Origin of the sequence: Pseudoxanthomonas taiwanensis (assembly GCF_010093135.1) — a bacterium.
In the GTDB taxonomy this organism is placed as follows: domain Bacteria; phylum Pseudomonadota; class Gammaproteobacteria; order Xanthomonadales; family Xanthomonadaceae; genus Pseudoxanthomonas; species Pseudoxanthomonas taiwanensis.
Map to the genome: position 1 here is coordinate 1 of NZ_PDWK01000045.1, position 24,653 is coordinate 24,653.

Annotated in this window: 25 protein-coding genes; 13 read left to right on the plus strand and 12 right to left on the minus strand. The window is 72.2% G+C overall.

The window, feature by feature from the left end:
• The 3 genes from CR938_RS09510 to pdhA form a co-directional block, all read right to left on the minus strand.
• On the minus strand, positions 1-344 hold a 344-nt coding region (locus CR938_RS09510), incomplete at its 3' end, for a biotin/lipoyl-containing protein (protein ID WP_343038581.1).
• 96 nt (positions 345-440) lie between these two features.
• A complete protein-coding gene (locus CR938_RS09515; RefSeq protein ID WP_162124781.1) occupies positions 441-1,508 on the minus strand; it encodes an alpha-ketoacid dehydrogenase subunit beta in 1,068 nt (355 codons plus the stop codon).
• On the minus strand, positions 1,501-2,586 hold the full coding sequence (pdhA, locus tag CR938_RS09520; RefSeq protein ID WP_162124782.1) for a pyruvate dehydrogenase (acetyl-transferring) E1 component subunit alpha: 1,086 nt from the start codon (positions 2,584-2,586) through the stop codon (positions 1,501-1,503). Before pdhA ends, CR938_RS09515 begins: the two co-directional genes overlap by 8 nt.
• Positions 2,587-2,809: 223 nt before the next feature.
• On the opposite strand from pdhA, the gene CR938_RS09525 reads away from it, so the two are divergent.
• The 3 genes from CR938_RS09525 (at position 2,810) to CR938_RS09535 (ending at position 5,997) form a co-directional block, all read left to right on the plus strand.
• Entirely contained in the window at positions 2,810-3,673 is an 864-nt protein-coding gene (locus CR938_RS09525; protein ID WP_162124783.1) for a tryptophan 2,3-dioxygenase, read from the plus strand.
• A gap of 159 nt (positions 3,674-3,832) precedes the next feature.
• Positions 3,833-5,365 carry a peptide MFS transporter gene (locus CR938_RS09530; RefSeq protein ID WP_162124784.1) on the plus strand — a complete coding sequence of 511 codons (1,533 nt, stop codon included), beginning with the start codon at positions 3,833-3,835 and terminating at the stop codon, positions 5,363-5,365.
• A gap of 26 nt (positions 5,366-5,391) precedes the next feature.
• Entirely contained in the window at positions 5,392-5,997 is a 606-nt protein-coding gene (locus CR938_RS09535) for a hypothetical protein (RefSeq protein ID WP_162124785.1), read from the plus strand.
• 47 nt (positions 5,998-6,044) lie between these two features.
• Here CR938_RS09535 and CR938_RS09540 read toward each other — a convergent pair whose 3' ends face one another.
• The gene (locus CR938_RS09540; RefSeq protein ID WP_162124786.1) at positions 6,045-6,557 is read right to left on the minus strand and encodes a MarR family winged helix-turn-helix transcriptional regulator; all 513 of its coding nucleotides are present in this window, start codon (positions 6,555-6,557) and stop codon (positions 6,045-6,047) included.
• Between the two features lie 86 nt (positions 6,558-6,643).
• Here CR938_RS09540 and hppD point away from each other — a divergent pair, with 86 nt between their 5' ends.
• The 4 genes from hppD to CR938_RS09560 all read left to right on the plus strand — a co-directional run bounded on the left by hppD (position 6,644) and on the right by CR938_RS09560 (position 11,086).
• A complete protein-coding gene (gene hppD, locus CR938_RS09545; protein WP_162124787.1) occupies positions 6,644-7,765 on the plus strand; it encodes a 4-hydroxyphenylpyruvate dioxygenase in 1,122 nt (373 codons plus the stop codon).
• A gap of 258 nt (positions 7,766-8,023) precedes the next feature.
• On the plus strand, positions 8,024-9,328 hold the full coding sequence (hmgA, locus tag CR938_RS09550; protein WP_162124788.1) for a homogentisate 1,2-dioxygenase: 1,305 nt from the start codon (positions 8,024-8,026) through the stop codon (positions 9,326-9,328).
• Between the two features lie 79 nt (positions 9,329-9,407).
• Entirely contained in the window at positions 9,408-10,076 is a 669-nt protein-coding gene (locus CR938_RS09555) for a hypothetical protein (RefSeq protein WP_162124789.1), read from the plus strand.
• Between the two features lie 62 nt (positions 10,077-10,138).
• Positions 10,139-11,086, plus strand: a complete 948-nt coding sequence (locus CR938_RS09560; RefSeq protein ID WP_162124790.1) for a sodium:calcium antiporter — start codon at positions 10,139-10,141, stop codon at positions 11,084-11,086.
• A 10-nt stretch (positions 11,087-11,096) separates the two neighbouring features.
• Here the strand turns inward: CR938_RS09560 and CR938_RS09565 are convergent, their stop codons facing one another.
• Genes CR938_RS09565 through CR938_RS09590 form a run of 6 tightly spaced genes read right to left on the minus strand, consistent with a single transcriptional unit; the run spans position 11,097 to position 17,033 of the window.
• A complete protein-coding gene (locus CR938_RS09565; protein ID WP_162124791.1) occupies positions 11,097-11,447 on the minus strand; it encodes a Na+/H+ antiporter subunit G in 351 nt (116 codons plus the stop codon).
• A complete protein-coding gene (locus CR938_RS09570; protein ID WP_162124792.1) occupies positions 11,444-11,728 on the minus strand; it encodes a K+/H+ antiporter subunit F in 285 nt (94 codons plus the stop codon). Before CR938_RS09570 ends, CR938_RS09565 begins: the two co-directional genes overlap by 4 nt.
• Positions 11,725-12,225 carry a Na+/H+ antiporter subunit E gene (locus CR938_RS09575; protein WP_162124793.1) on the minus strand — a complete coding sequence of 167 codons (501 nt, stop codon included), beginning with the start codon at positions 12,223-12,225 and terminating at the stop codon, positions 11,725-11,727. Before CR938_RS09575 ends, CR938_RS09570 begins: the two co-directional genes overlap by 4 nt.
• A 1-nt stretch (position 12,226) precedes the next feature.
• A complete protein-coding gene (locus CR938_RS09580; RefSeq protein ID WP_162124794.1) occupies positions 12,227-13,792 on the minus strand; it encodes a monovalent cation/H+ antiporter subunit D in 1,566 nt (521 codons plus the stop codon).
• Positions 13,789-14,199, minus strand: coding sequence for a Na+/H+ antiporter subunit C (locus CR938_RS09585; protein WP_162124795.1), 411 nt, complete (start codon positions 14,197-14,199; stop codon positions 13,789-13,791). The genes CR938_RS09580 and CR938_RS09585 overlap by 4 nt, the downstream gene beginning before the upstream one ends.
• Positions 14,199-17,033 carry a monovalent cation/H+ antiporter subunit A gene (locus tag CR938_RS09590; protein WP_162124796.1) on the minus strand — a complete coding sequence of 945 codons (2,835 nt, stop codon included), beginning with the start codon at positions 17,031-17,033 and terminating at the stop codon, positions 14,199-14,201. The genes CR938_RS09585 and CR938_RS09590 overlap by 1 nt, the downstream gene beginning before the upstream one ends.
• Before the next feature lie 94 nt (positions 17,034-17,127).
• Here CR938_RS09590 and CR938_RS09595 point away from each other — a divergent pair, with 94 nt between their 5' ends.
• The gene (locus tag CR938_RS09595) at positions 17,128-18,024 is read left to right on the plus strand and encodes an NAD-dependent epimerase/dehydratase family protein (RefSeq protein ID WP_162124797.1); all 897 of its coding nucleotides are present in this window, start codon (positions 17,128-17,130) and stop codon (positions 18,022-18,024) included.
• Positions 18,025-18,035: 11 nt separating this feature from the next.
• Here the strand turns inward: CR938_RS09595 and CR938_RS09600 are convergent, their stop codons facing one another.
• Together CR938_RS09600 and CR938_RS09605 are read right to left on the minus strand one after the other, a co-directional pair.
• Positions 18,036-18,533, minus strand: a complete 498-nt coding sequence (locus CR938_RS09600) for an Mpo1 family 2-hydroxy fatty acid dioxygenase (protein WP_162124798.1) — start codon at positions 18,531-18,533, stop codon at positions 18,036-18,038.
• Positions 18,534-18,936: 403 nt separating this feature from the next.
• On the minus strand, positions 18,937-19,878 hold the full coding sequence (locus CR938_RS09605) for a phosphoribosylaminoimidazolesuccinocarboxamide synthase (RefSeq protein ID WP_162124799.1): 942 nt from the start codon (positions 19,876-19,878) through the stop codon (positions 18,937-18,939).
• 137 nt (positions 19,879-20,015) lie between these two features.
• Here CR938_RS09605 and CR938_RS09610 point away from each other — a divergent pair, with 137 nt between their 5' ends.
• The 5 genes from CR938_RS09610 to CR938_RS09630 all read left to right on the plus strand — a co-directional run bounded on the left by CR938_RS09610 (position 20,016) and on the right by CR938_RS09630 (position 24,307).
• The gene (locus tag CR938_RS09610) at positions 20,016-20,351 is read left to right on the plus strand and encodes a J domain-containing protein (RefSeq protein ID WP_162124800.1); all 336 of its coding nucleotides are present in this window, start codon (positions 20,016-20,018) and stop codon (positions 20,349-20,351) included.
• Positions 20,352-20,391: 40 nt separating this feature from the next.
• Positions 20,392-21,066 (plus strand): ribulose-phosphate 3-epimerase, encoded by a 675-nt coding sequence (rpe, locus tag CR938_RS09615; RefSeq protein ID WP_162124801.1) that lies wholly within the window; start codon positions 20,392-20,394, stop codon positions 21,064-21,066.
• A gap of 85 nt (positions 21,067-21,151) precedes the next feature.
• Entirely contained in the window at positions 21,152-22,120 is a 969-nt protein-coding gene (yegS, locus tag CR938_RS09620) for a lipid kinase YegS (RefSeq protein ID WP_162124802.1), read from the plus strand.
• Positions 22,121-22,239: 119 nt separating this feature from the next.
• A complete protein-coding gene (gene trpE, locus CR938_RS09625) occupies positions 22,240-23,715 on the plus strand; it encodes an anthranilate synthase component I (protein WP_162124803.1) in 1,476 nt (491 codons plus the stop codon).
• Between the two features lie 7 nt (positions 23,716-23,722).
• Positions 23,723-24,307 carry an anthranilate synthase component II gene (locus CR938_RS09630; protein WP_162124804.1) on the plus strand — a complete coding sequence of 195 codons (585 nt, stop codon included), beginning with the start codon at positions 23,723-23,725 and terminating at the stop codon, positions 24,305-24,307.
• Positions 24,308-24,653 lie beyond the last annotated feature (346 nt).

Here is a 24,653-nt window from a genome sequence, read left to right on the forward strand (position 1 = left end):
CACCACCACCACGCCCCGGCCGCCGGCGACGGCGCGGCGGCGGCCGGGGCGTGGTGGTGGTGCCCGGTGTCCTGACCCTCGGCGCGCTGCGGCAGGTTGGGATCCGGCTCGAACACGGCCAGTACGGCGCCGGTGGCGATCACGTCGCCGGGGCCGCCGGCCAGCTTGATCACCTTGCCGGAGACCGGCGAGGGCACTTCGACCACGGCCTTGGCGGTCTCCATCGAGACCAGCGGCTCGTCCAGGCGCACGGTGTCGCCCTCGCGCACGTGCCACTCGACGATGGTGGCATCCGGCAGGCCTTCGCCCAGGTCGGGCAGGTGGAAGGTCTTGGTGTCGGTCATTGCAGTCTCTTCAGGTCGTGTGGGCCTTCCCCGTGCGGCGGGGAGGCATGGCGCGGCCCGGGCATCATGCCCGGGCCGGCGCCCCGTGGTGCGCCTTCAGCCGTGCGCCATCGCGCGGTGGGCCGCCTCGACTATGCGCGCCACGCTGGGCAGGTACTTCATCTCCAGGCGGAACAGCGGGATGTGCGTGTCGTAGCCGGTCACGCGCTCCACCGGCGCCACCAGGTCGTACATCGAGTGCTCGGCCAGGCGGGCGGCGATCTCGGCGCCGAAGCCGGCGGTGCGCGGGGCCTCCTGCACGATCACGCAGCGGCCGGTGCGGCTGACCGACTCGGCGATGGTGTCGAAGTCCAGCGGGCGCAGGGTGGCCACGTCGATGACTTCGGCGCTGATGCCCTCCTGCGCCAGCACCTCGGCCGCCTCCAGCGCCTCCTTCACCTGTGCGCCCCAGGCCACCAGGGTCACGTCGGTGCCGTCGCGCAGGACGAAGCACACGTCCAGCGGCAGCGCCTCGCCGTCGTCCGGCACCAGTTCCTTGTACTGCCGGTAGATGCGCTTGGGCTCGAAGTAGATCACCGGGTCCGGATCGCGGATCGCGGCCAGCAGCAGGCCGTAGGCGCGTGCCGGCGAGGACGGCATCACCACGCGCAGGCCGGGCACGTTGGTGAACATGGCCTCGTTGGCCTCGCTGTGGTGCTCCGGCGCGCGGATGCCGCCGCCCCACGGCACGCGCAGCACCAGCGGGCAGTGCAGGCGGCCGCGGGTGCGCGTGCGCAGGCGCGCGGCGTGGCAGACCAGGTGGTCCAGCATCGGGTAGACGAAGCCGTCGAACTGGGCCTCGGCCACCGGCTTCATGCCCTGCGCGGCCAGGCCCACGGCCAGGCCGGCGATGGTGGTCTCGTCCAGCGGGGTGTCCAGCACGCGCTGCGCGCCGAAGCGCTGCTGCAGGCCGGCGGTGGCGCGGAACACGCCGCCGTTGACGCCCACGTCCTCGCCGAGGACGAGCACGGATTCGTCGTGGCTCAGTTCCCAGGCCAGCGCCTGGGTGATGGCCTCGATCAGGGTGATCGGGGTCTGGGTCATGGCTTCTCCTCCGCCGGCGGCGCGGGCCGCGGCGTCGCTCGCCGCCGGGGCGGCCGGGACATGGCTGCGGATCTCATCCATGGCGGCGCTCCTCCAGGGCGATGGCGGCCTGCCGCTGCGCCAGCAGTTCCGGCGGCGGGTCGGCGTACAGGTAGTCGAACATGGCTTCCACCGGCTGCACCGGCGTGGACAGGTAGGCGTCCACCTCGGCGGCGATCCGCTGCTCGCACTCCTCCTTCCAGGCGTCCTCCTCGGCCTGGCTCCAGGCACCGTTGGCGGTGAGCCAGTTGCGCAGGCGCGCGATCGGCTCGCGCTGCCAGGCGGCCTTGACCTCGGCCTCGTCGCGGTAGCGTCGGGCGTCGTCGGCGGTGGTGTGGTCGGACAGGCGGTAGGTGACGAACTCCACCACGCTGCCGCCGTCGCCGTTGCGGGCGCGTTCCATGGCGATGCGCATGGCCTCCATCACCGCGACCAGGTCGTTGCCGTCCACCTGCAGGCAGTGCAGGCCGCCGGCGATGCCCTTCTGCGCCAGGGTCTGCGCGCCGGTCTGCGCCGAGCGCGGCACGGAGATGGCCCAGCCGTTGTTGACCACGCCCAGCACCAGCGGCAGGCGGTAGGCGCCGGCGGAGTTCAGCGCGGCGTAGAAGTCGGTCTTGGACGTGCCGCCGTCGCCGCAGGTGGCCACCGCCACGTTGGGCTGCCCGCGCAGCTTGAACGCCAGCGCGGCGCCGGCCGCGTGCAGGCACTGGGTGGAGATGGGCACGCAGAACGGGAAGTCGTGGCGCGCCGGGCCTTCCTGGAAGTCGTTGCCGCGCTCGTCGCCGCCCCAGTACAGCAGCACCTCGCGGGCGCGCACGCCGCGCATGAACAGCGTGCCGTACTCGCGGTAGCTGGGGGCGTAGACGTCGTCCGGCCGCATCGAGGCGCCGATGCCGACGTGGGTGGCCTCGTGGCCCAGGCAGGAGGCGTAGGTGCCCAGCTTGCCGGTGCGCTGCAGCGCCACCGCCTTCGCGTCGAAGGTGCGCACGTACAGCATCTGCTTGAACAGCGGCACCAGCTTGGCCGGGTCACGGAAGTTTTCCGGAAGCTCGCGGACGGGCCTGCCGTCCGCATCCAGGTACTGGAGATAGGGAATCGAGAACTCTGCGGCTACGGTCATTGCATGCGCCTGCCGACGCGGAAAGTCGAAAGGATAAGCCGGTCATGTTAAAGACCTGCGCGGCGAAAGCCGCCATGCAGCGCAACAAGTCTTGCGTGGCAGTGACTTGCGCACGCATGGCGGCGCCCGCGCCGCGTGCTTGACAGCGCTGACACGTGCCGTTCCGCCGGCACGTGGAGTGCTGCGGTAAGCTGGCACGCTTCCATTCCGCCACGGAACCGCGATGAGCCTCGACAGGAACCAGCGACCGCTCGAACCCGGCATCCATACGGACCTGGATGGACGCATGACCTACGCCGGCTACCTGCAGCTGGACCGCCTGCTGTCGGCGCAGCGGCCGTTGTCCGATCCGCCGCACCATGACGAGATGCTGTTCATCATCCAGCACCAGGTCGCCGAGCTGTGGCTGAAGCTGCTGATGCACGAGCTGCAGGCCGCGCGCGCGTTCCTGCGCCAGGACCTGGTGGGGCAGTCGCGCAAGGTGATGGCGCGCGGCAAGCAGGTGCTGCGCCAGCTGATCGAGCAGTGGTCGGTGCTGGAGACGCTGACGCCCTCGGAATACATGGGCTTCCGCGACCTGCTCGGCCCGGCCTCGGGCTTCCAGTCGCTGCAGTACCGGGCGGTGGAGTTCCTGCTGGGCAACAAGAACGCGGAGATGGTCAAGGTCTTCGCCCACGATCCGGAAGGCCAGGCGGTGCTGCGCCGCGAGCTGGAGACGCCCAGCCTGTACGAGGAGTTCCTGCGCTATCTGGCGCGCTTCGGCCACGCCATCCCGGCGGAATACCTGGCCGGGCAGCGCGACTGGACCGCGCCGCACGTGTCCGACCCGGCCCTGCTGCCGGTGTTCGAGCGCATCTACGCCGACACCGGACGCTACTGGCGCGAGTACTCGCTGTGCGAGGACCTGGTGGACCTGGAGACCCAGTTCCAGGCCTGGCGCTTCCGCCACATGCGCACGGTGATGCGGATCATCGGCTTCAAGCGCGGCACCGGCGGTTCCTCCGGTGTGGGCTTCCTGAAGGAGGCGCTGGAGCTGAGCTTCTTCCCGGAGCTGTTCGAGGTGCGCACCCTGATCGGCGCGGCCTGAGCCGGGGCCCGCCGGGCCGCCGGCGGGCCGGTTTTGCCGTCCCTGGCGGCACGGCTCAGCGCACGTTCACATTGACGCACGCGGCCATGGTCTGGGATTCTCGCCCCCGCCGGGCGCTCCGCGCCCGCGCTTTCCCGCTTTTCTCGCAGAAGGATTCCCATGAGCGCCGACGCTGTCGAGCCCCGGAACGCGGCCCCGCCTGGGCCGTCCCTCCCCGAATTCGCCCAGACCCTGGGCCATCCGCGTCCACTGTGGATGCTGTTCATGACTGAGTTCTGGGAGCGCTTCGCCTTCTACGGCATGCGCTGGGCGCTGGCCCTGTACATCGTGGCCCAGTTCCACGGCGGCGACGCGTCCGGCGAGGCCCCGGCCAGCAAGCTGTACGGTGCCTACCTGGCGCTGGTGTACGCCGCGGCGCTGTTCGGCGGCTACGTGGCCGACCGGGTGATCGGCTACCAGCGCTCGATCCTGCTCGGCGCGGTGGTGATGGCGGTGGGCCTGTTCCTGATCGTCGTGCCCAACGAGCACGTGTTCAAGATCGGCCTGGCCACGGTGATCGCCGGCAACGGCCTGTTCAAGCCCAACATCTCCACCATGGTGGGCAAGCTGTACGCGCCGGGGGACGGGCGCCGCGACTCCGGCTTCACCCTGTTCTACATGGGCATCAACGCCGGCGCGCTGATCGCGCCGATCTTCACCGGCTGGCTGGCCGAGAACCTGTTCGGCGGCTCGCCGGACATGCCGGCCTACAAGGCGGTGTTCATCGCCTCCGGCATCGGCATGGTGATCAGCCTGGTGTGGTTCTGGTTCGGCCGTCGCCAGCTGCAGGGCATCGGCCGCCCGCCGGAGGAGGAGGCCGGCACCCGGGCCTCCGCGGGCAAGGTGCTGGGCGTGGCCATCGGCGTGCTGGCCTCGATCCCGCTGGTCTACTTCCTGCTGGCGATCGATGCCAGCGTGCTGCAGGGCATCCTCACCGCGCTGTTCGTGGCCCTGTGCGTGCTGATCCTCAGGGAAGGCTTCTCCAACGGCGCCGTGGCCCGGGACAAGGCCATCGCCATGCTGATCATCTTCGTGTTCAACGTGCTGTTCTGGTGCTTCTTCGAGCAGGCCGGCAGCTCGTTCAACTTCCTGGCCCAGAACATCGTCGAGCGCCGCTTCGGCGACTGGGTCTTCCCGGTGGGCTGGTTCCAGTCGGTCAACTCGCTGGCCATCATCACCCTGGCCCCGGTCATCGCCTGGATCTGGGTGAAGATGGGTCCGGCCAACCCGTCGATCCCGCGCAAGTTCGGCCTGGGCATCATCTTCAACGGCCTGGCCTTCCTGCTGCTGATGTTCGCGCTGACCCGGCTGGTGGATCCGCAGACCCTGAAGATCCCGTTCTGGACGCTGTTCATGGTCTACGTGATCCAGTCGGTGGGCGAGCTGTGCCTGTCGCCGATCGGCCTGTCCATGGTGACCAAGCTGGCGCCGGTGCGCCTGGTCGGCTTCGGCATGGGCGGCTGGTTCCTGTCCACCGCCATCGGCAACAACCTGTCGGGCATCTTCGCCAGCCACGTCAGCGGCGAGGCCGGCATGAGCGTGGCCTCCGCGCTGTCCGGCTACACCTTCGGCTTCTGGGTGCTGGTCGGCTCGGGTGCGTTCCTGTTCCTGGTCGCGCCGCTGATCCAGAAGCTGATGCACGGAGTGAAGTGATGGCGCCGGCGGGCCGCCGCGCGGGGATGACGGCCGCATGGCCGGCGGCCCTGGCGGCGTGCCTGCTGGCCGCCTGCCGCGGCGGCGAGGCGCCGGTCGCCGCCGCCCCGCCGCTGCCGGCGGAGGCCGGAGCGGAGGCGCAGGCGCCGCCGGCGGCCGATGCGCGGGTGCCGGTGACCTCCGGCGACACCGCCCCGGCGGCGGACATCGCCGCCCTGGCGGCCCTGCGCGCCGGCTTCGATCCGACGCGCGATCCGGCGGCCGACCTGGCCACGGCCAGGCTGGAGGCCGCCCGTGGCGGCCGCCGCATCGTCCTGGAGTTCGGCCAGGCCGGCTGCCGGGCCTGCGAGGCGCTGTCGGCGCACATCGAAGGCGAGCCGGCGCTGCGGCGCCTGCGCGATGCCGGTCTGGTCTGGGTCAAGGTGGACCGCGGCGCGTCGGACAATGCCGGCTTCGTGGCCGGCTACCCGGGCGCGGACCGGGCGCCGGCCCCGTACCTGCTGGTGCTGGACGCCGACGGGCAGGTGCTGCACGCCCAGGACGGCCGCGCGCTGCTGCGCGACGGCCGGCCGGACGGCGACCGCGTCCGCGGGTTCCTGGAGCAGTGGGCGTCGCCGCCGGCCACGCCCTGATTCCCCGATCGCGGTCCGCCCGCGGACCGCGCCCCCGATGCCGGGCCTCAGCCCTCGCGCAGCGCCGCCAGGCCCGGCCCGGCGAGCTTGCGCAGCAGCCGGTCGAGCGCGGCGCGCTCCTCCTCGTCCAGCGCCGCCACCAGCTTGGCCTCGCAGCCCAGCGCCATCGGCACGATCTCGTCGTAGACCGAATAGCCGACCTCCGACAGCGCCAGCACCGAGCGGCGCCGGTCGTCGGCGTGGATGTCGCGGGTGATCAGCCCGCGCTCCAGCAGCCGGGCCACCGCGCGGCTGACGGCGACCTTGTCCATGGCCGTGCGCTCGGCCACCTCGTTGGCCGACAGCCCCGGATAGCGGCCGAGCACCGCCATGACCCGCCATTCGGTGATCGCCAGGCCGAAGCGCTGCTGGTACAGGTCGGCGATCGTCTGGCTGACGCGGTTGGACAGCACGCTCAGCCGGTAGGGCAGGAAATGCTCCAGGTCGAGCTGGGTGTGACCCTGTCGGGCTGAAGATCCGTCGGCCGGTTCCAGGCGGGTGGGTTGTGTGGCGGTGGTCATTGGGGTACCTTGCAAGTGGTTACATACGTAACTATGAACAGCGACCGTCCATCTCATCCCGGATGGGATGCCCAGAGGAAGCCATCATGAGCGCGCAACCGCAAGTCCTTTCCCCCGCCGCGCCGGATCCCGGCATGACCGTGAGCCGCTTCGAGAACCCGATGGGCATCGACGGCTTCGAGTTCGTCGAGTTCACCGCGCCCCCGGACGGGATCGCGCAGCTGCATGACTACATGCGCAAGCTCGGCTTCACCGCCGTGGCCCGGCACCGCCGCCGGCCGATCACCGTCTACCGCCAGGGTGACTGCACCTTCCTGGTCAACGAGGATCCGGATTCCTTCGCCGCCGATTTCGCCGCCAAGCACGGCCCGAGCGCGTGCGGCTTCGCCATCCGCTTCAGCAAGCCCGCCGAGTGGGTGCGCACCCAGGTCCTGGCCAAGGGCGCCGAGGCGTTCCCGCAGCACGAGGAGCTGACCAAGGCGGTGGCCGCGCCGGTGATCAAGGGCATTGGCGGCTGCATGCTCTACCTGGTGGACCGCTACGACGCCGAGGGCAACATCTTCGACCCGGACTACGAATGGCTGCCGGGCGCGGAGAAGAAGCCGGCCGGCTTCGGCCTGACCTTCGTGGACCATCTGACCCACAACCTCTATCAGGGCAACATGGAGAAGTGGGCGGAGTACTACGAGCGGCTGTTCAACTTCCGCGAGATCCGCTACTTCGACATCAAGGGTGCCAAGACCGGCCTGCTGTCCAAGGCGATGACCGCGCCGGACGGCATGGTGCGCATCCCGCTCAACGAGTCGGCCGACCCGAAGAGTCAGATCAACGAGTTCCTCGAGGCGTACCGGGGCGAGGGCATCCAGCATATCGCCTGCTTCACCGGCAACATCTACGAGACGGTGGAGCGCATGCGCGAGGCCGGCATCGAGTTCCTCGACACGCCGGACACCTACTACGAGGTGATCGACCAGCGCATCCCGGAGCACGGCGAGGACGTGGAGCGGCTGCGCCGCAACCGCATCCTCATCGACGCCGACCCGGAGACCGGCAAGCGCAAGCTGCTGCAGATCTTCACCCAGAACGCCATCGGCCCGATCTTCTTCGAGATCATCCAGCGCAAGGGCAACGAGGGCTTCGGCGAGGGCAACTTCCGCGCGCTGTTCGAGAGCATCGAGCGCGACCAGATGCGCCGCGGCGTGCTCTGACGGCGGCCGCGGGAGCCCCTCTCCCACGGGAGAGGGGCGGGGAGGGCAGGGGCCAGGGCCCCGCCCGGACCCCGATGCCTTCGGCCTCCCGCCGCGATGCCAGCCCCGGCTGCGTGTCGCCGGCCGGGCCGGCTCCGGCGGCACCCGCGGGCCCGGCCCGGGGACCGGAGCTCCGCCGCCCGCATCCGCCGCCTACCGTGCACTTTGCTGTGTCGAGCCCTCTCCCGGCGCGAGAGGGGGCAACCCAGGCGAACGAGGATGGGCGCTGTGACTGAACTGAACTACATGACCGGTTTCGGCAACGAGTTCGCCACCGAGGCGCTGCCCGGCGCCCTGCCGGTGGGGCAGAACTCGCCGCAGCGGGTGGCCTACGGGCTGTACGCCGAGCAGATCTCGGGCACCGCGTTCACCGCGCCGCGCGCGCACAACCGCCGTACCTGGCTGTACCGGATCCGTCCGGCGGTGATGCACGGGCGCTTCGAACCGTTTCCCCACCCGCGCCTGCACAGTGACTTCGGCACCGGCCCGGTGACGCCGGACCAGCTGCGCTGGGACCCGCTGCCGCTGCCGGAAGCGCCGGCCGACTTCGTCGAGGGCCTGTTCACCATGGCCGGCAACGGCTCGCCCGCGGTGCAGCAGGGTGTGGGCGTGCACCTGTACGCGGCCAACCGCGACATGCAGGGTCGCTACTTCTACGACGCCGACGGCGAGCTGCTGATCGTGCCGCAGCTGGGCCGCCTGCGCATCGCCACCGAGCTGGGCGTGCTGGAGGTCGAGCCGCAGCAGATCGCGGTGGTGCCGCGCGGCATCCGCTTCCGCGTCGGGCTGCCCGACGGCCAGGCGCGCGGCTACGTGCTGGAGAACTTCGGCGCGCCGCTGCGCCTGCCCGACCTGGGACCGATCGGCGCCAACGGCCTGGCCAACCCGCGCGACTTCGAGACGCCGGTGGCCGCGTACGAGGACCTGGAGGGCGACTTCGAGCTGCTGGCCAAGTTCCAGGGCCACCTGTGGCGTGCCCCGATCGGCCACAGCCCGCTGGACGTGGTGGCCTGGCACGGCAACCACGTGCCCTACCGCTACGACCTGCGCCGCTTCAACACCATCGGCTCGATCAGCTTCGACCACCCGGACCCGTCCATCTTCCTCGTCCTGACCTCGCCCAGCGACACCCCGGGCGTGGGCAACACCGACTTCGTGATCTTCCCGCCGCGCTGGCTGGTGCAGCAGCACACCTTCCGCCCGCCTTGGTTCCACCGCAACATCGCCAGCGAGTTCATGGGCCTGGTGCACGGCGCCTACGACGCCAAGGCGGAAGGCTTCCTCCCGGGCGGCTGCTCGCTGCACAACTGCATGAGCGGCCACGGCCCGGACGCGGCCACCTTCGAGAAGGCGTCCACGGCCGACCTGAGCAGGCCGGACGTGATCACCGACACCATGGCCTTCATGTTCGAGACCCGCTTCGTGCTGCGGCCGACCGTGCAGGCCATGCAGGCCCCGCACCGCCAGCGCGACTACCAGCACTGCTGGGCGGGCCTGAAGCGGCACTTCGATCCGCGCGCCTGAGGCCGGGCGCGCGGCCTTCGCCGCGCCTTGACGGCGGTCCTGCCAGCTTGCGGCGGACACACACCGCCCGGGGAAGCGCATGGCCGCCAGGACCCCCGACATCTGCCTGCTCACGCTGGCGCTGATCCTGGTCGCCTGCCAGCGGCCGCCGATGGACAACGCCGGCGCGGAAACCGTGCCGGCGGCCGTCCAGCCCGGCGGGCTGGACGCGGAGGCCGGCGACGGCTGGCACGCCCACGACGAGGCCGGCGATCCGGGGGAGCCGGTGCCGCCGGCCACCGCCCCGGGCGCGGCCGCCGCCCTGCACGCGGCCGACCTGGCCGCGTTCGTGCCGGTGCCGTTCGGCGCCGGCGAGCAGGCCCTGCGTGCGGCCTGGGGCCGCCCGTTGGCCGGCGGCGGCGCCGACGGCGGCTGCCACTACCTGTTCGCCCAGCCGCGCCCGCCCACCGGCTACGGCCTGGCCTTCATGGTCGAGGACGGACGCTTCGTGCGCGTGGACGTGGACGATCCCACGGTCACCGCGCCCGGCGGCGGCCGGGTCGGGATGGAGGCCGCCGCCGTGGCCGCGCTGTACCCCGGGCGGGTGGAGACCCGTCCACACAAGTACACCCCGGGCGCGGCCTACCTGCGCGTGGCCACGCCGGGCACCGGCGGGGTGCTGCTGTTCGAGACCGGGGCCGACGGCCGGGTGCAGGCCTGGCGCATCGGCGTGCCGCCACAGGTGGACTACGTGGAGGGCTGCGGCTGAGGCCTGGCCGTCCGCGGCGCCGGCGTGCGTAGAATCGGCGCATTCCACCGGAGGAAGCGACCATGGCCGAGGCACTGGGTGCACTGGTACTGGGCCTGCTGCTGCTGGCGCTGGGCGGCGATTCGGCGGTCAAGGGCGTGTCGGGCCTGGCCCAGCGCCTGGGCCTGCGTCCGTTCACCGCCGGCCTGCTGCTGCTGGCCTTCGGCACCTCGCTGCCGGAACTGGCGGTCAACCTGCGCGCGCTGGCCGCCGGCCAGCCGCACCTGGCCCTGGGCAACGCGGTCGGCAGCAACCTGGCCAACCTCGGCCTGACCCTGGGCCTGGCCGCGCTGGCGGCGCCGCTGCTGCTGCGCGCGCGCATGCCGGCGCCGCTGCTGGTGGTGCTGGTGCTGGCCTCGCTGGTGGTGATGGGCTTCGGCCTGGACGGGTACATCGGCCGGGTCGAGGGCGCGCTGCTGCTGCTGGGGTTCCTGGCCACGCTCGGCCTGCTGCTGCATCGCGGCCGGCGCGAGGCGGCCGAGGTGCAGGCGGGCGTCGCCGCCTTCGCCGCCACCCGCACCGGACTGGGCCTGAACCTGCTGCGCCTGGCCATCGGCGCGGTGCTGTTGTACTTCGGCGGCGGCCGGGTCGTGGACGCCGGCCTGGGCCTGGCCGCGGCCTGGGGCATCACCCCGCTGCTGGCCGGCCTGCTGCCGGTGGCCATCGCCACCGCGCTGCCGGAGGTCGCCGCCGCGGTGGTGGCGGCGCGGCGCGGGCAGGGCGACATGGTCGCCGGCCACGTGCTCGGCTCCAGCCTGTGCAACCTGTTGCTGATCGTCGGCGGCATGGCAGCGTACCGGCCGCTGGCCCTGCCGGCCTCGTTCGTGCGCCTGGAGCTGCCGGCGGCGGTGGTGCTGGCGCTGGTGCTGTACCCGATGCTGCGCTGCGACCACCGCATCAGCCGCGGCGAGGGCGCGGTGCTGGTGGGGGCTTTCCTGGCCTGGGTGGCGCTGGAGCTGCTGCTGTTCTAGGAGGGCGCATTCAGGCGTCGCCGGCCCCGCCCTCGCCGTCGGCGTTGCCGGGCAGGGGCGGCCGCTCGGCCATGTGCAGGGCCAGCGCGGCCTTGGCCATCAGGTGCGCGCTGATCGGCGCGGTGACGAACAGGAAGGCGGTGATCAGCAGCTCGCGCGGCTGCGGGTCGGTGCCGGTGAACAGGTGGTAGCCCACCGAGACTAGCAGCACGCAGCCTACGCCCAGGGTGCTGGCCTTGGTCGGGCCGTGCAGGCGGCGGAAGAACTCCTGCAGGCGGACCAGGCTGAAGCAGCCGACCACGATGAAGAAGCAGCCCACGGCCAGCAGCAGGCTCAGGGCGATGGCGACCAGCCAGCTCATTCGACGATGTCCCGGCGCATGACGTACTTGCTCAGCACCACCGTGCCGACGAAGCCGAGCATGGCGATCACCAGCGCCGCCTCGAAGTAGACGGCCGTGCCCAGGTGCATGCCCAGCAGCATCAGCTCGGCGATGGCGGTGACGAACAGGGTGTCCAGGGCGAGGATGCGGTCGGGCACGGTCGGCCCGCGCAGCAGCCGGTACAGCGCCGGCAGCATGGCCAGGCCGACGAGCAGCATCGCGCCGGCGATCACGCCGGCCATGAACGATTGCGGCGTCATGGGAAGATCTCCATCAGCGGCGCCTCGTAGCGGGCCTTGATCTCCTGCACCAGCGCCTCCGGGTCCTCCAGGTGCAGCACGTGCACCAGCAGGTGGCGGCGGTCGTCGGACAGCGAGGCCGACACGGTACCCGGGGTCAGGGTGATGATGCTGGTCAGCACGGCGATGCCGTGGATGTTGGCGATGTCCAGCGGCACCCAGATGAAGCCCGGGCGCAGCCGCTCCTGCGGGCCGAGCACCTGGCGGGCCACGGTGATGTTGCAGCGGACGATGTCCGCGGCCACCCGCGCCACCAGCCGCGGCAGCCCGCGCAGGCGGCCGATGCGGGCGAATTCGCGGTCCAGGCGCGCGGCGAACGGCGGCACCACCAGGGCCATCAGCAGGGCCATGACCACGTGGCCGGCGCTGACCTGGTCGTTCATCAGCAGCCAGAAGCAGAACACCAGCACGCTCAGCGGCGGGGAGGGCAACAGGCGTCGACGCAGGGTCCTGGCCATCTCAGTGCTCCCGGGTGGCGGGCAGGTGCGCGCGCACCTGCTCCACGTAGTCCAGCGGTGTCTGCAGCTGCACGGCGGCGGCGCGGGTGTAGGCCAGCAGCGGTGCGGCGGCCAGCACCATCGCCACACCGTAGCCGACCAGAAGCAGGGTGGCGGCGGTCTCCAGGGCGCGGTTGGGCGCGTGCGGCAGTGCCTCGGCCGGCACATATTCGGCCAGCCGCTCCGGTGTCGCGTCCGGCCACGGCTCGGTGCGCCAGAACAGCCGGGTGCCGGCACGCACCAGGCCCACCAGCATCATGAAGCTGGTGCCCAGCACCAGCAGCCAGACCCAGAACGTGCGCGGCCCCTCCGGCACCGCCTGCAGCAGCACGAGCTTGCCGATGAAGCCCGACAGCGGCGGCAGGCCGGCCAGCGAAACCGCCACCACCAGGTACAGCAGCGCCGGAAGTGTGGGCGCGGGCATGGCCGCGATCACGTCCTTGCGGTCGCCGGCGCGGCCGCGGCGGCGGCGCACCAGGTCGGCCAGCAGGAACAGCGCCGCGGCGGCGAAGCTGCTGTGCACCAGGTAGTACAGGCCGGCGCCGATGGTGCCCGGACGGGCCAGGGCGAAGGCCACGAACAGGGTGGCGGCCGAGCCCAGCACCAGGTAGGAGGCCAGCACCCGCAGCCGGCGCGCGGCCAGCACGCCGAGGGCGGCGAACACCAGGGTCGCCGCCCCCAGGTACAGCAGTGCCGGCCAGGCGAAGCCGTCCAGCGGACCGGCGCCGCCGAAGCTCAGCGTGCCCACGCGCAGCACCGCGTACAGGCCCACCTTGGTCATCACCGCGAACAGCGCGGCCACCGCCGCCGGCGCGTGGGTGTAGGTCTCCACCAGCCACAGCTGCAGCGGCAGCAGCGCCGCCTTGGCGCAGAACACCACCAGCAGCAGGCCGGCGGCGGCCTGCACCAGTGCACGCTGCCCGTCCGGGACCTGGGCCACGCGCACGGCCAGCTCGGCCATGTTGAGCGAGCCGAGCAGGCCGTACAGCAGGCCCAGGGCGATCAGGAACAGGGTCGAGGCGGCGATGTTGAAGCTGACGTAGTGCAGGCCGGCGCGCATGCGTTCGCCGCGGCCGCCGCTGAGCATCAGGCCGTAGGAGGCGATCAGCAGCACCTCGAAGAACACGAACAGGTTGAAGATGTCGCCGGTCAGGAAGGCGCCGTTGAGCCCCATCAGCTGGAGCTGGAAGAAGGCATGGAAGTGCGGCGCGCGCCGGTCCCAGCCGGCGCAGGCGTGCAGGAGGCAGGCCGCCGCCAGCAGCAGTCCGACCAGCAGCATCAGCGCCGACAGCCGGTCCACCATCAGGGCGATGCCCAGCCGCGCCGGCCAGTCGCCCAGCAGGTAGACCAGCACCTGGCCGGTGGCGGCCTGGCGCGCCAGCAGCACGGCCACGGCCAGCTGTGCCGCCAGCGAGGCCCAGCCGACCACGCGCTGCGGCGCGATGCCGAAGCGCCGGTGCTCGACCAGCAGCGCCAGCGCCGCGGCGAACAGCGGGATGACGACCGGCAGGATCGGCAGGTGGTTCATGCGCCACCCTCCCGGCCGCCGCCGCGGGCCTGCTCGTGGCGGCGCGCCTCGGCGTCGCGGAACTCCCGCTCGCCGGCGCGGCCGTCCACGTGGTCGCTGTCGTTGTCGGCGCGGCTGCGCATGGCCAGGACGATGGTCACCGCGGTCATGGCGAAGGCGATAACGATGGCGGTCAGCACCAGCGCCTGCGGCAGCGGGTCGGTGTAGTGGGCCAGGTCGGTGGCCACGCCCGGCTGCAGCACCGGCGGCTTGCCCACCACCACCCGGCCGCTGGAGAAGATCAGCAGGTTGGTGGCGTAGGAAAGCAGGGTCAGGCCGAGGATCACGTCGAAGGTGCGCGCGCGCAGCAGCAGGTACACGCCCGCCGCGGTGAGGATGCCGATCGCGCTTGCCAGTGCCAGTTCCATCAGGGGTCCAGCTCCGCGGTACGGGTCGAGCGCTGGCCGGGTTCGACCACGCCCAGGCGGGCCACGCGCGTGCGCGAGGGCTTGACCTTGCCCATCATGGACAGGATCAGCATGGTGCCGCCGAACACGACCAGGTAGACGCCGGTGTCGAAGCCCATCGCGCTGGCCAGCGGCACCTCGCCCACCAGCGGCAGGCGCGGCTCGGCGTGGCCGCTGGTCAGGAACGGCAGGCCGAACAGCATCGAGGCCACGCCGCTGAGCCCGGCGGCCAGCAGGCCGATGCCGATGCAGCGCACATAGTCGAAGCCGAAGCGCGACTCCACCGAGGCCGCGCCCTGGATCACGTACTGGATCAGCAGCGGCACGGCCAGTACCAGGCCGGCGATGAAGCCGCCGCCCGGGGCGTTGTGCCCGCGCAGGAAAAGGAACACCGACACGGTGAGGGTCAGCGGGAACAGGATCTGGGCCAGGTCCGCCGGCACCGGCAGCTTCACCGGCGGGCCGGCCACCACCTTCTCCGGCGCCATGCGCGCGCGCCGCAGCAGGGCGTGCACGATCAGCGCGGCGGTGCCGAAGACGGTGATCTCGCCGAAGGTGTCGAATCCGCGGAAGTCCACCAGGATCACGTTGACCACGTTGCGGCCGTAGGCCTCAGGCAGCGAGCGGGCCAGCAGCTCGCCGCTGATGGTCGCCGTCTCCGGGCGGGCCATCACCGCGTAGGCCAGCAGCCCGGTGCCGAGGCCGGCGGCCAGCGCCACCGCCACGTCCCGCGCGCGCCGGCGCGGGGAGCGCTCGTGCGGCGAGCGCGGCGGCAGGTAGTGCAGGCCCAGCAGCAGCAGGGCCAGGCTGACCATCTCCACCAGCAGCTGGGTCAGGGCCAGGTCCGGTGCGGACAGGAACACGAACACCAGGCTGATCATCAGCCCCGCGCCGCCCATCACGATCAGGGCCAGCAGGCGCTGGCGGTGCAGGCGCACCGTGTACAGGGTGCAGGCCACCAGCACCAGCCACACCACCCAGCCCAGCGCCGGCATCGGCTGCGGCGCGTGCACCGGCAGCCCGCCGCCGGCCAGGAACGGCGCCAGGCCGGCCGCCAGCGCCGCCAGCACCAGCCAGACCAGGCTGCGCTGCAGGCTGCCGTTGGCGATGCGCGTGGTCAGGCGTCCGGCCAGGGCGTACAGCGCCTCCATGTTCCAGCGGAACAGCAGGCGGCCCCAGGAGCGGCGCACGATGGCGTGCAGGTCCAGCAGCCGGCGCAGGCCGAAGTACAGGACCACGCCGCCGGCGATGCCGGCCAGGCTCATCGCCAGCGGGGTGTTGAAGCCGTGCCACACCGCCAGGCTGTAGTGCGGCATGGCGTCGCCGAGGATGGCGCCGGCGCCGGCCTCGAGCACCGGCGCCACGGTGATGCCCGGCAGCACGCCCACCGCCACGCACAGCACCACCAGTACCTCCACCGGGATCTTCATCCAGCGCGGCGGCTCGTGCGGCAGGCGCGCGCCCAGCCCGTGCGGGCCGTCGCCGAAGAAGGTCTCGTAGACGAAGCGCAGGCTGTAGGCCACGCCGAACACGCCGTACAGCAGCGCCGCCCCGGCCACGGCCAGGCGCATGTGATGGTGGCCGGTGATCTCCAGCGCCTCGGTGAAGAACATCTCCTTGGACAGGAAGCCGTTGAGCAGCGGGATGCCGGCCATGGCCAGCGAGGCGATGATGGCCAGCGCGCTGGTCCAGGGCATGTAGCGGCGCAGGTTGCCCAGGCGGCGGATGTCGCGGGTGCCGGTCTCGTGGTCGATGATGCCGGCGGCCATGAACAGCGAGGCCTTGAAGGTGGCGTGGTTGAGGATGTGGAACACGCCGGCCACCACCGCCATCGGCGTGGACAGGCCGAACAGCAGGGTGATCAGGCCCAGGTGGGAGATGGTGGAGTAGGCCAGCAGGCCCTTGAGGTCGTGCTGGAAGATCGCCAGCCACGCGCCGGCCAGCAGGGTGGCCGCGCCGATGCCGCTGACCACGTAGAAGAACAGGTCGGTGCCGGCCAGCGCCGGGTGCAGGCGCGCCAGCAGGAACACGCCGGCCTTCACCATGGTGGCCGAGTGCAGGTAGGCCGACACCGGGGTGGGGGCGGCCATGGCGTGCGGCAGCCAGAAGTGCACCGGGAACTGCGCGCTCTTGGTGAACACGCCGGCCAGCACCAGGCCCAGCGCCCACGGGTACAGCGCGCTGTCGCGGATCAGCCCGCCGGAGGCCAGCACGGTGTCCAGGTCGTAGCTGCCGACGATGCGCCCGATCAGCAGCACGCCGCCGAGCAGGGCCAGGCCGCCACCGCCGGTGATGGCCAGGGCCATGCGCGCGCCCTCGCGCGCGTCCTGGCGGTGCGACCAGTAGCCGATCAGCAGGAACGAGCTGATGCTGGTCAGCTCCCAGAACACCAGCAACAGCAACAGGTTGCCGGCCAGCACCACGCCCAGCATTGAGCCCATGAACAGCAGCAGGCAGGCGTAGAAGCGCGGCGCGCTGTCCTCGCGCGAGAGGTAGTAGTGCGCGTACATCACCACCAGCGCGCCGATGGCCAGCACCAGGCCGGCGAACATCCACGCCAGCCCGTCCATGCGCAGGGTGAAGTCCAGGCCGATCTGCGGGATCCAGGCATGCTGGCCGCGCACCGTCCAGCCCTGCAGCACGGAAGGGGTCAGCCAGGCCAGCAGCACCAGGCCCAGCAGCGGCGCCGCGGCGGCCAGCCACGCCAGATGCCCGCGCGGCAGCGTGCGCAGCAGGGCCACCGCCGCCGCCGCGATGAACGGCAGGGCGAGCAGGATTTCCAGGAAAGGAACCATCCGGATCGGAATACCGGTCGGGGATGGCCGGAGTTTACCAGCCGCCGCGCAGGTGTCGTCCACGCCGCGGATGCGTGCCGGCTATGCTGTGCCGATGCCCATCGATCCGCTCCTGCCCGCAAGCCACGCTACCCCTGCGCCGCGCGCGCTGCTGTTCGGCGCCACCGGCCCGATCGGCTGCCGCGTGCTCGACGGCCTGCTGCGCGCCGGCTGGCAGGTGGAGGCGCTCTCGCGCCAGCCGCAGGCGCCGCGCCCGGGCCTGGCCTGGCGCCTGGGCACGCTGCCGGAGCAGGCGGGCGAGGGCGGCGGCTTCGACGCCATCCTCAGCTGCGGCCCGCTGGACCTGTTCGCGCGCTGGTACGCGCAGGCCGGGACGGGCGCCGCGCGGGTGGTGGCCTTCGGTTCCACCAGCGTGCACGTCAAGGGCGATTCGCCCGACCCGGCCGAGCGCGCGCTGGCCGGGCGCCTGCGCGAGGGCGAGGCGCGCCTGGCCGAGGTGGCGGCCGCGCGCGGGGCGGCCGCGACCCTGCTGCGCCCGCCCCTGGTCTACGGCGACGGCCGCGACCGCAACCTCAGCCGCATCGCCGCGCTGGCCCGCCGCCACGGCGGTTTCCTGCTGCCGCACGACGCGCGCGGGCTGCGCCAGCCGGTGCACGTGGACGATCTGGCCGCGGCGGCGCTGGCGGCGCTGCGCTGGAACGGTCCGGGCGTGCGCGCCTACGACCTGCCCGGCGGCGAGACCCTCAGCTACCGGGAGATGGTGGCGCGGGTGCTGGCCGCGCTGCGGCCGCCGCGCCGGCTGTGGGTGCTGCCCGGGCCGCTGTTCGCGCTGGCGGCGTGGACCGCGCGCGGGGTGCGCCTGCACGACGCCGGTCCGGCGGTGCTGGCGCGCATGCGCCAGGACCTGGTGTTCGACGCCGGCCCCGCCCGCCGCGACCTGGGCTACGCGCCGCGCGGCTTCGCGCCGGAGCCGGGGATGTTCGGCCCCTGAGCCGGGCCGGCTCAGTACTTCCAGTCCATCTGCCGGTAGAACTTGGCCAGTACCCAGGCCGGGCCGACCAGCAGGTAGGTCAGGTCGGTGAGGAAGCTCGGCTTGCGGCCCTCGAACCAGCGGCTGTGGCCGATGAACTGGCCGATCCAGGCCACCACGAACACCGCCACCGCGATCTTCAGCAGCATCGGCAGGCCCAGGCGGGTCTCGATCAGCCGGCACAGGCAGCCGCAGAAGAAGAACACCGCCAGCATGCCCAGGCCCAGCCGGCGCGACATGCGGTTGTAGAAGGCCCAGGCGACGAACATCGCCAGCGCGGCCCACACGCCGCTGCGGAACAGGGTGCCGGCCACCGGGATGCACCAGACCAGCGCCACCACCGACCACAGGATCGCCGGCACGCAGACCATGTGGATGCGCTGGTTGACCGGGTGGCGGTGGTCGTCGGAGTAGCTGGCGAACAGTTGGTCGATGCGGCGCCCGGACTGCGTCCGCTGTTCGGCGTTCATGGCTCTCTCCGCGGCTGCGAGATGCGGCAAGCATAGCCGCTTGCCGCCCCCGCTCCCCCCCGCCGTTCCCGGGCACAACTCCCGGCGGCCGCGCGGGCCGGAGGATGCTGCCCAGCCCCTGCCCCGCCTGCGGGGCGCGGGAACTGCTCGCCCCGCATCCGCTGGACCGAACGGTCGCCGCGGTGACCCGGGGCGTGGTCATCGGCCCGGCGGGGGCGGGGCTGGCGGAGCCGCGCGGCCGGCGGGCGGCCGGTGCCGGCGGGGCCGGCCTGGAAGGCCCTGTTCCTTCTTCCGCCTGGCCGTGTACCGCGACGGGAGGGTTCACCCCACCCCGCCCCGGGCGGCCGGAAACGCACGGGGCCCGCAGCGCGGGCCCCGCGGGGTGGCGCCGGCGGCGCGGCCTTCAGTCGATGCTGATGCCGGCCAGCCTCTGCAGCGCCTCGGCGTAACGGGCGCGGGTGCGCTCGATCACCTCGGCCGGCAGCGTCGGGCCCGGCGGGGTCTTGTCCCAGTCCAGGGTCCCCAGGTAGTCGCGCACGATCTGCTTGTCGTAGCTGGGCGGGCTGATGCCCACCTGGTACTCGTCCGCCGGCCAGTAGCGCGAGGAGTCCGGGGTCAGCATCTCGTCCATGATGTACAGCCGGCCGTCGGCGTCGGTGCCGAACTCGAACTTGGTGTCGGCCAGCAGGATGCCGCGCTCGGCCGCGTAGGCGGCGGCGAACTTGTAGATGCGCAGGGTGGCGTCGCGCACGCGTTCGGCCAGGTCGGCGCCGACCAGCCGCACCATGGCGTCGAAGTCGATGTTCTCGTCGTGGTCGCCGACGGCGGCCTTGGTCGAGGGGGTGAAGATCGGCTCGGGCAGCTGCTCGGCCTGGCGCAGGCCCGCCGGCAGCGGGATGCCGCTGACCTTGCCGGTGCGCTGGTAGTCCTTCCAGCCGCTGCCGATCAGGTAGCCGCGGGCGATGGCCTCCACCGGCACCGGCTTGAGCTTGCGGGTGACCACCGCACGCTTCTCGTACAGGGCCGGGTCCACCCCCTCCGGCAGCACCGCCGCCACCGGGATGCCGGTGAGGTGGTTGGGCATCAGGTGGGCGGTCTTGCCGAACCAGAAGTTGGAGATCTGGCACAGCATCTCGCCCTTGCCGGGGATCGGGTCGGGCAGGACCACGTCGAAGGCCGACAGGCGGTCGGTGGCCACCATCAGCAGGAATTCGCCATCGTGGCCGGCGGCCTGCAGGTGTTCGGCCGGAATCCGCTCGCGCGGCAGGTCGAAGACGTCGCGCACCTTGCCGCGGTGGCGCAGGGGCAGGCCGGGCAGATCGGACTGGGTCAGGGTCGTGGACACGGGGGTCTCCGCAGGCGTGAACGGACATCGGGCCCCCGGCGCCGGGCCGTGGCCCGGCGCGGGCCGGACAGTGTACGGCCTGCCGGGCCGCCTGTGACGTAGAATTGCCGGCTCCGTACGCCGGGGGCCGCCCGACCATGAACCGCTGGTATGGAAAATTGCTGGGGCTGATCGCCGGCGCCCTGCTGTTCCGCGCCAATCCGCTGTTCGGCGCGGTGGTCGGGCTGCTGATCGGGCACGCCTTCGACGCCGACTGGTTCCGCCTGCGCCGCCGCGACGATCCCTGGGCGGAGCTGGGCCTGACCCCGGACGCGACCGACGAGGAGGTGGAGCAGGCCTACCGCCGGCTGATCTCCCAGTACCATCCCGACCGCTTCGCCGGCGCCGCGCCGGAACTGCGCGCCGAGGCCGAGCGCCGCGCCCGCGCGATCAACGCCGCCTACGACCGGATCCGTTCCCTGCGCGGCCGCTGAGCCGGGCGCGCCTCCCCATTCCGACTCCGCGAGCCCGACCATGCAACCGACCGTCATCGCCCCCTCGATCCTGTCCGCCGACTTCGCCCGCCTTGGCGAGGAAGTGGACAGGGTGCTCGCCGCCGGCGCCGACTGGGTGCACTTCGACGTCATGGACAACCATTACGTGCCCAACCTGACCATCGGCCCGATGGTCTGCGCCGCGCTGCGCAAGTACGGGATCCGGGCGCCGATCGACGTGCACCTGATGGTCAGCCCGGTGGACCGCATCGTCGGCGACTTCGCCCAGGCCGGCGCCAGCCTGATCAGCTTCCACCCGGAGGCCAGCAGCCACGTCCACCGCACCATCCAGCTGATCCGCTCGCACGGCTGCCAGGCCGGCCTGGTGCTCAACCCGGCCACCCCGGTGGAGGTGCTGGACTGGGTGCTGGAGGACCTGGACCTGGTGCTGCTGATGTCGGTCAACCCGGGCTTCGGCGGCCAGGCCTTCATCCCCACGGCGCTGGAGAAGCTGAAGCGGGTGCGGGAGAAGATCGACGCCAGCGGCCGCCCGATCCGCCTGGAGATCGACGGTGGGGTCAAGGCCGACAACATCCACGCCATCGCCGCCGCCGGCGCGGACACCTTCGTGGCCGGCTCGGCGATCTTCGGCGCGTCCGACTACGCCGAGGTGATCGGCAAGATGAAGGCCGAGGTGGCCCGCGCCCGCGGCTGAGCCGCACCGGCGCCGCCACGCCCGGTTCACGCCGGCTCCGCACCGGGCCGGCTAGCCTGCGCACCCCGATTCCCGAGGAGTCCGCATGGCGTCCACCGGACCGGCCTGGCTGATCCTCAACGGCAAGTCCGCCGGCGACGATGCCCTGCGCGAGGCCGTCGCGCGGGTGCGCGGGCACGGCCACGAGCTGGAGGTGCGGCTGACCTGGGAGGCGGGCGATGCCGCGCGCTGGGTCGAGGACGCGCTGCGTGCCGGCGCCGCGACCCTGGTGGCCGCCGGTGGCGACGGCACCCTCAGCGAGGTGGCCGCGGCCCTGGCCGGCCACCCGGAGCCGGCTTCGGCATTGCCCGGCCTGGGCCTGGTGCCGCTGGGCACGGCCAACGACTTCGCCGGCGCCGCCGGCCTGCCGGAGGAACCGGCCGCGGCGCTGGAGCTGGCGCTCACCGCCCCGGCGGCGGCGATGGACCTGCTGCGGATCGAGGCCGGCCACGCCGTGCACTGGTGCGCCAACCTGGCCAGCGGCGGCTTCGGCACCGAGGTCACGGTCCAGACCGACGAGGGCCTGAAGAAGCTGCTGGGTGGCCTGGCCTACCTGGTCACCGGCATCGCCAGGCTGGGCCGGATCGAGCCGGTGCGGGCGCGCCTGCGCGGCCGGGGCTTCGACTGGGAAGGCGGGCTGATCGCCCTGGGCCTGGGCAACGGCCGCCAGGCCGGCGGCGGCCGCGAGCTGTGCCCGGAGGCGCGCATCGACGACGGCCTGATGGAGGTGACCGTCATTCCCGAGCTGTCCGGCGAACTGGTCGCCACCGTCGGCACCCTGGTGCGCGAGGGCCAGCGCGCCGCGCTGGAGCGCAGCGCCATGCGCGCCCGCCTGGCGGCCCTGGAGCTGGAGGCGCCGGAGCCGATGACCCTCAACCTGGACGGCGAGCCGGTGGAGGCCACCCGCTTCGCGGTGCGCTGCGTGCCCGCCCGCCTGCGCATGCGCCTGCCGCCGGACTGTCCGTTGCTTTCGCAACCGCCGGGCAGGCTGCGCGACGCCGCCGGTTCCGGGTAAAGTGGGCCGCATGTCCGGCCAAACGACCAGGCTGTTCCGTTCCTCCGCGCGCCCGGGTTGGCGATGGCGGCCCTCTGCCGTCGTTTGCCATGCCCCGTATTGCCGGAAGGACGCCCGCCTTGATCACGCCCGCACAGTTCCAGCGTCACGCTGCTGAATCCCGCTACACCCGCATTCCCGTCGTCCGCGAGGTGCTGTCCGACCTGGACACGCCGCTGTCGGTCTACCTGAAGCTGGCCGACGCCCCGCACACCTACCTGTTCGAATCGGTGCAGGGCGGCGAGCGCTTCGGCCGCTACTCGATCATCGGCCTGCCTGCGCGCCGCACCGTGACCTTCCGCGGCCACCTGATGGAGGTGCACGAGGACGGCCAGGTGGTGGAGTCGCGCCAGGTGGCCGATCCCTTCGCCGAGGTCGAGGCCCTGCGCGCGGCCTACTCGGTGCCGAAGCTGGAAGGCCTGCCCGGCTTCACCGGCGGCCTGGTCGGCTGGTTCGGCTTCGAGTGCATCGGCTACATCGAGCCGCGCCTGGCCGGCGGCGGGGCGCGCGACGAGATCGGCACTCCGGACATCTACCTGATGCTGTCCGAGGAGCTGGCGGTCTTCGACAACCTCAAGGGCCGGCTGTACCTGGTCGTGCACGCCGACCCGCGCCGGCCCGGCGCCTGGGAGGCGGCGCAGGCGCGCCTTGACGCCCTGGCCGCCAAGCTGCGCCAGCCCGGCCACTACCCGCCACCGCTGGCCCACGACGTGCTGGACGAGAGCCACTTCGTCTCCGGCTTCACCCGCGAGGGCTTCATCGCCGCGGTGGAGAAGTCCAAGGAGTACATCCGCGCCGGCGACGTGTTCCAGGTGGTGCTGAGCCAGCGCCTGAGCGTGCCGTTCAATGCCCGCCCGGTGGACGTGTACCGCGCCCTGCGCGCGCTCAATCCCTCGCCGTACATGTACTTCCTCGACACCGGGGAGGTGCAGGTGGTCGGCTCCTCGCCCGAGATCCTGGTGCGCCTGCAGGGCGGGGTGGTCACGATGCGCCCGATCGCCGGCACCCGTCCGCGCGGCGCCACCCAGGCCGAGGACCTGGCCCTGGAGCAGGAGCTGCTGGCCGATCCCAAGGAGCTGGCCGAGCACGTGATGCTGATCGACCTGGGTCGCAACGATGTCGGCCGGGTGTCCGAGCCGGGCAGCGTCGAGGTCGGCGAGCGCTTCGTGATCGAGCGCTACAGCCACGTCATGCACATCGTCAGCGAGGTCACCGGGCGGCTGCTGCCGGGCCTGAGCTATGCCGACGTGCTGCGCGCCACCTTCCCGGCCGGCACCGTGTCCGGCGCGCCGAAGATCCGCGCGCTGGAGGTGATCCGCGAGCTGGAGCCGATCAAGCGCAACGTCTACGCCGGCAGCATCGGCTACATCGGCTGGCACGGCGACGCCGACACCGCCATCGCCATCCGCACCGCGGTGATCAGGGACGGCCGCCTGTACGTGCAGGCCGGTGCCGGCATCGTCCACGACTCCGACCCGCAGAAGGAGTGGGAGGAGACCATGAACAAGGGCCGCGCCCTGTTCCGCGCCGTGGCCCAGGCCGCGCAGGGCCTGTGAGGTTCCCATGCTCCTGATGATCGACAACTACGACAGCTTCACCTTCAACCTCGTGCAGTACCTGCAGGTGCTGGGCGCGGAGGTGCGGGTGGAGCGCAACGACGCGCTGACGGTGGAGCAGATCGGGAAGCTCGCCCCCGAGCGCATCGTGATCTCGCCCGGCCCGTGCACGCCCAACGAGGCCGGCGTGTCGCTGGAGGTAATCCGCCGCTTCGGCCCGACCACGCCGATCCTGGGCGTGTGCCTGGGCCACCAGAGCATCGGCCAGGCCTACGGCGGCAGGGTGGTGCGCGCCGGCCGGATCATGCACGGCAAGACCTCGCGCATCCGCCACCACGGCCGGGGCGTGTTCGCCGGCCTGCCGGACGGCTTCGAGGCCACGCGCTACCACTCGCTGGTGGTGGAGAAGGACTCGCTGCCGGAGTGCCTGGAGGTGACCGCCTGGACCGAGCACGAGGACGGCTCGTTCGAGGAGATCATGGGCCTGCGTCATCGCGAGCATCCGGTGGAGGGCGTGCAGTTCCATCCCGAGTCCATCCTCACCGAGCACGGCCACGCGCTGCTGCGCAACTTCCTCGCGCGCACGGCGTAGGCGCAAGGCGCAGAGCCTGCCGCCTGGAGCGTCCGCGCGAAGGATGCGCGAAGGGGGGCTTCCCAAATCCGTCCGCGGAGTGCACAATGCGCAGCCCTCGACGCGGGGCGCCGCTGAAGGCGCCGCGGGGTCGAAGGGAAGGACGGACACTTGGGTGTTGCAGTCCTTGGGAAGCCGGCTATAATGGTCGGCTCCCTCGCCCGGAACGGTTGGATGTTCCGGGGCGGTCCGGGGCCGGAGGCATCTCCTGACGGGGTGTTGACGGGATCGGAGAGAGCCGCCAGAATATGCGGCTCCCCCGGCGGGAACGCCGGGGTGGATTGGAAGAGGCGCTGAGGCCGATTCC

Coding starts and splice junctions, on each gene's coding strand:
- CR938_RS09555 (WP_162124789.1), top strand. CDS start 9,408: ATGGCCGCCAGGACCCCCGACATCTGCCTGCTCACGCTGGCGCTGATC.
- pdhA (WP_162124782.1), bottom strand. CDS start 2,586: ATGACCGTAGCCGCAGAGTTCTCGATTCCCTATCTCCAGTACCTGGAT.
- yegS (WP_162124802.1), top strand. CDS start 21,152: ATGGCGTCCACCGGACCGGCCTGGCTGATCCTCAACGGCAAGTCCGCC.
- CR938_RS09580 (WP_162124794.1), bottom strand. CDS start 13,792: ATGAACCACCTGCCGATCCTGCCGGTCGTCATCCCGCTGTTCGCCGCG.
- CR938_RS09540 (WP_162124786.1), bottom strand. CDS start 6,557: ATGACCACCGCCACACAACCCACCCGCCTGGAACCGGCCGACGGATCT.
- CR938_RS09600 (WP_162124798.1), bottom strand. CDS start 18,533: ATGAACGCCGAACAGCGGACGCAGTCCGGGCGCCGCATCGACCAACTG.
- CR938_RS09535 (WP_162124785.1), top strand. CDS start 5,392: ATGACGGCCGCATGGCCGGCGGCCCTGGCGGCGTGCCTGCTGGCCGCC.
- CR938_RS09565 (WP_162124791.1), bottom strand. CDS start 11,447: ATGAGCTGGCTGGTCGCCATCGCCCTGAGCCTGCTGCTGGCCGTGGGC.
- hppD (WP_162124787.1), top strand. CDS start 6,644: ATGAGCGCGCAACCGCAAGTCCTTTCCCCCGCCGCGCCGGATCCCGGC.
- CR938_RS09515 (WP_162124781.1), bottom strand. CDS start 1,508: ATGGATGAGATCCGCAGCCATGTCCCGGCCGCCCCGGCGGCGAGCGAC.
- CR938_RS09570 (WP_162124792.1), bottom strand. CDS start 11,728: ATGACGCCGCAATCGTTCATGGCCGGCGTGATCGCCGGCGCGATGCTG.
- CR938_RS09590 (WP_162124796.1), bottom strand. CDS start 17,033: ATGGTTCCTTTCCTGGAAATCCTGCTCGCCCTGCCGTTCATCGCGGCG.
- CR938_RS09525 (WP_162124783.1), top strand. CDS start 2,810: ATGAGCCTCGACAGGAACCAGCGACCGCTCGAACCCGGCATCCATACG.
- CR938_RS09585 (WP_162124795.1), bottom strand. CDS start 14,199: ATGGAACTGGCACTGGCAAGCGCGATCGGCATCCTCACCGCGGCGGGC.
- CR938_RS09610 (WP_162124800.1), top strand. CDS start 20,016: ATGAACCGCTGGTATGGAAAATTGCTGGGGCTGATCGCCGGCGCCCTG.
- CR938_RS09530 (WP_162124784.1), top strand. CDS start 3,833: ATGAGCGCCGACGCTGTCGAGCCCCGGAACGCGGCCCCGCCTGGGCCG.
- CR938_RS09595 (WP_162124797.1), top strand. CDS start 17,128: ATGCCCATCGATCCGCTCCTGCCCGCAAGCCACGCTACCCCTGCGCCG.
- CR938_RS09560 (WP_162124790.1), top strand. CDS start 10,139: ATGGCCGAGGCACTGGGTGCACTGGTACTGGGCCTGCTGCTGCTGGCG.
- hmgA (WP_162124788.1), top strand. CDS start 8,024: ATGGGCGCTGTGACTGAACTGAACTACATGACCGGTTTCGGCAACGAG.
- CR938_RS09575 (WP_162124793.1), bottom strand. CDS start 12,225: ATGGCCAGGACCCTGCGTCGACGCCTGTTGCCCTCCCCGCCGCTGAGC.
- rpe (WP_162124801.1), top strand. CDS start 20,392: ATGCAACCGACCGTCATCGCCCCCTCGATCCTGTCCGCCGACTTCGCC.
- CR938_RS09630 (WP_162124804.1), top strand. CDS start 23,723: ATGCTCCTGATGATCGACAACTACGACAGCTTCACCTTCAACCTCGTG.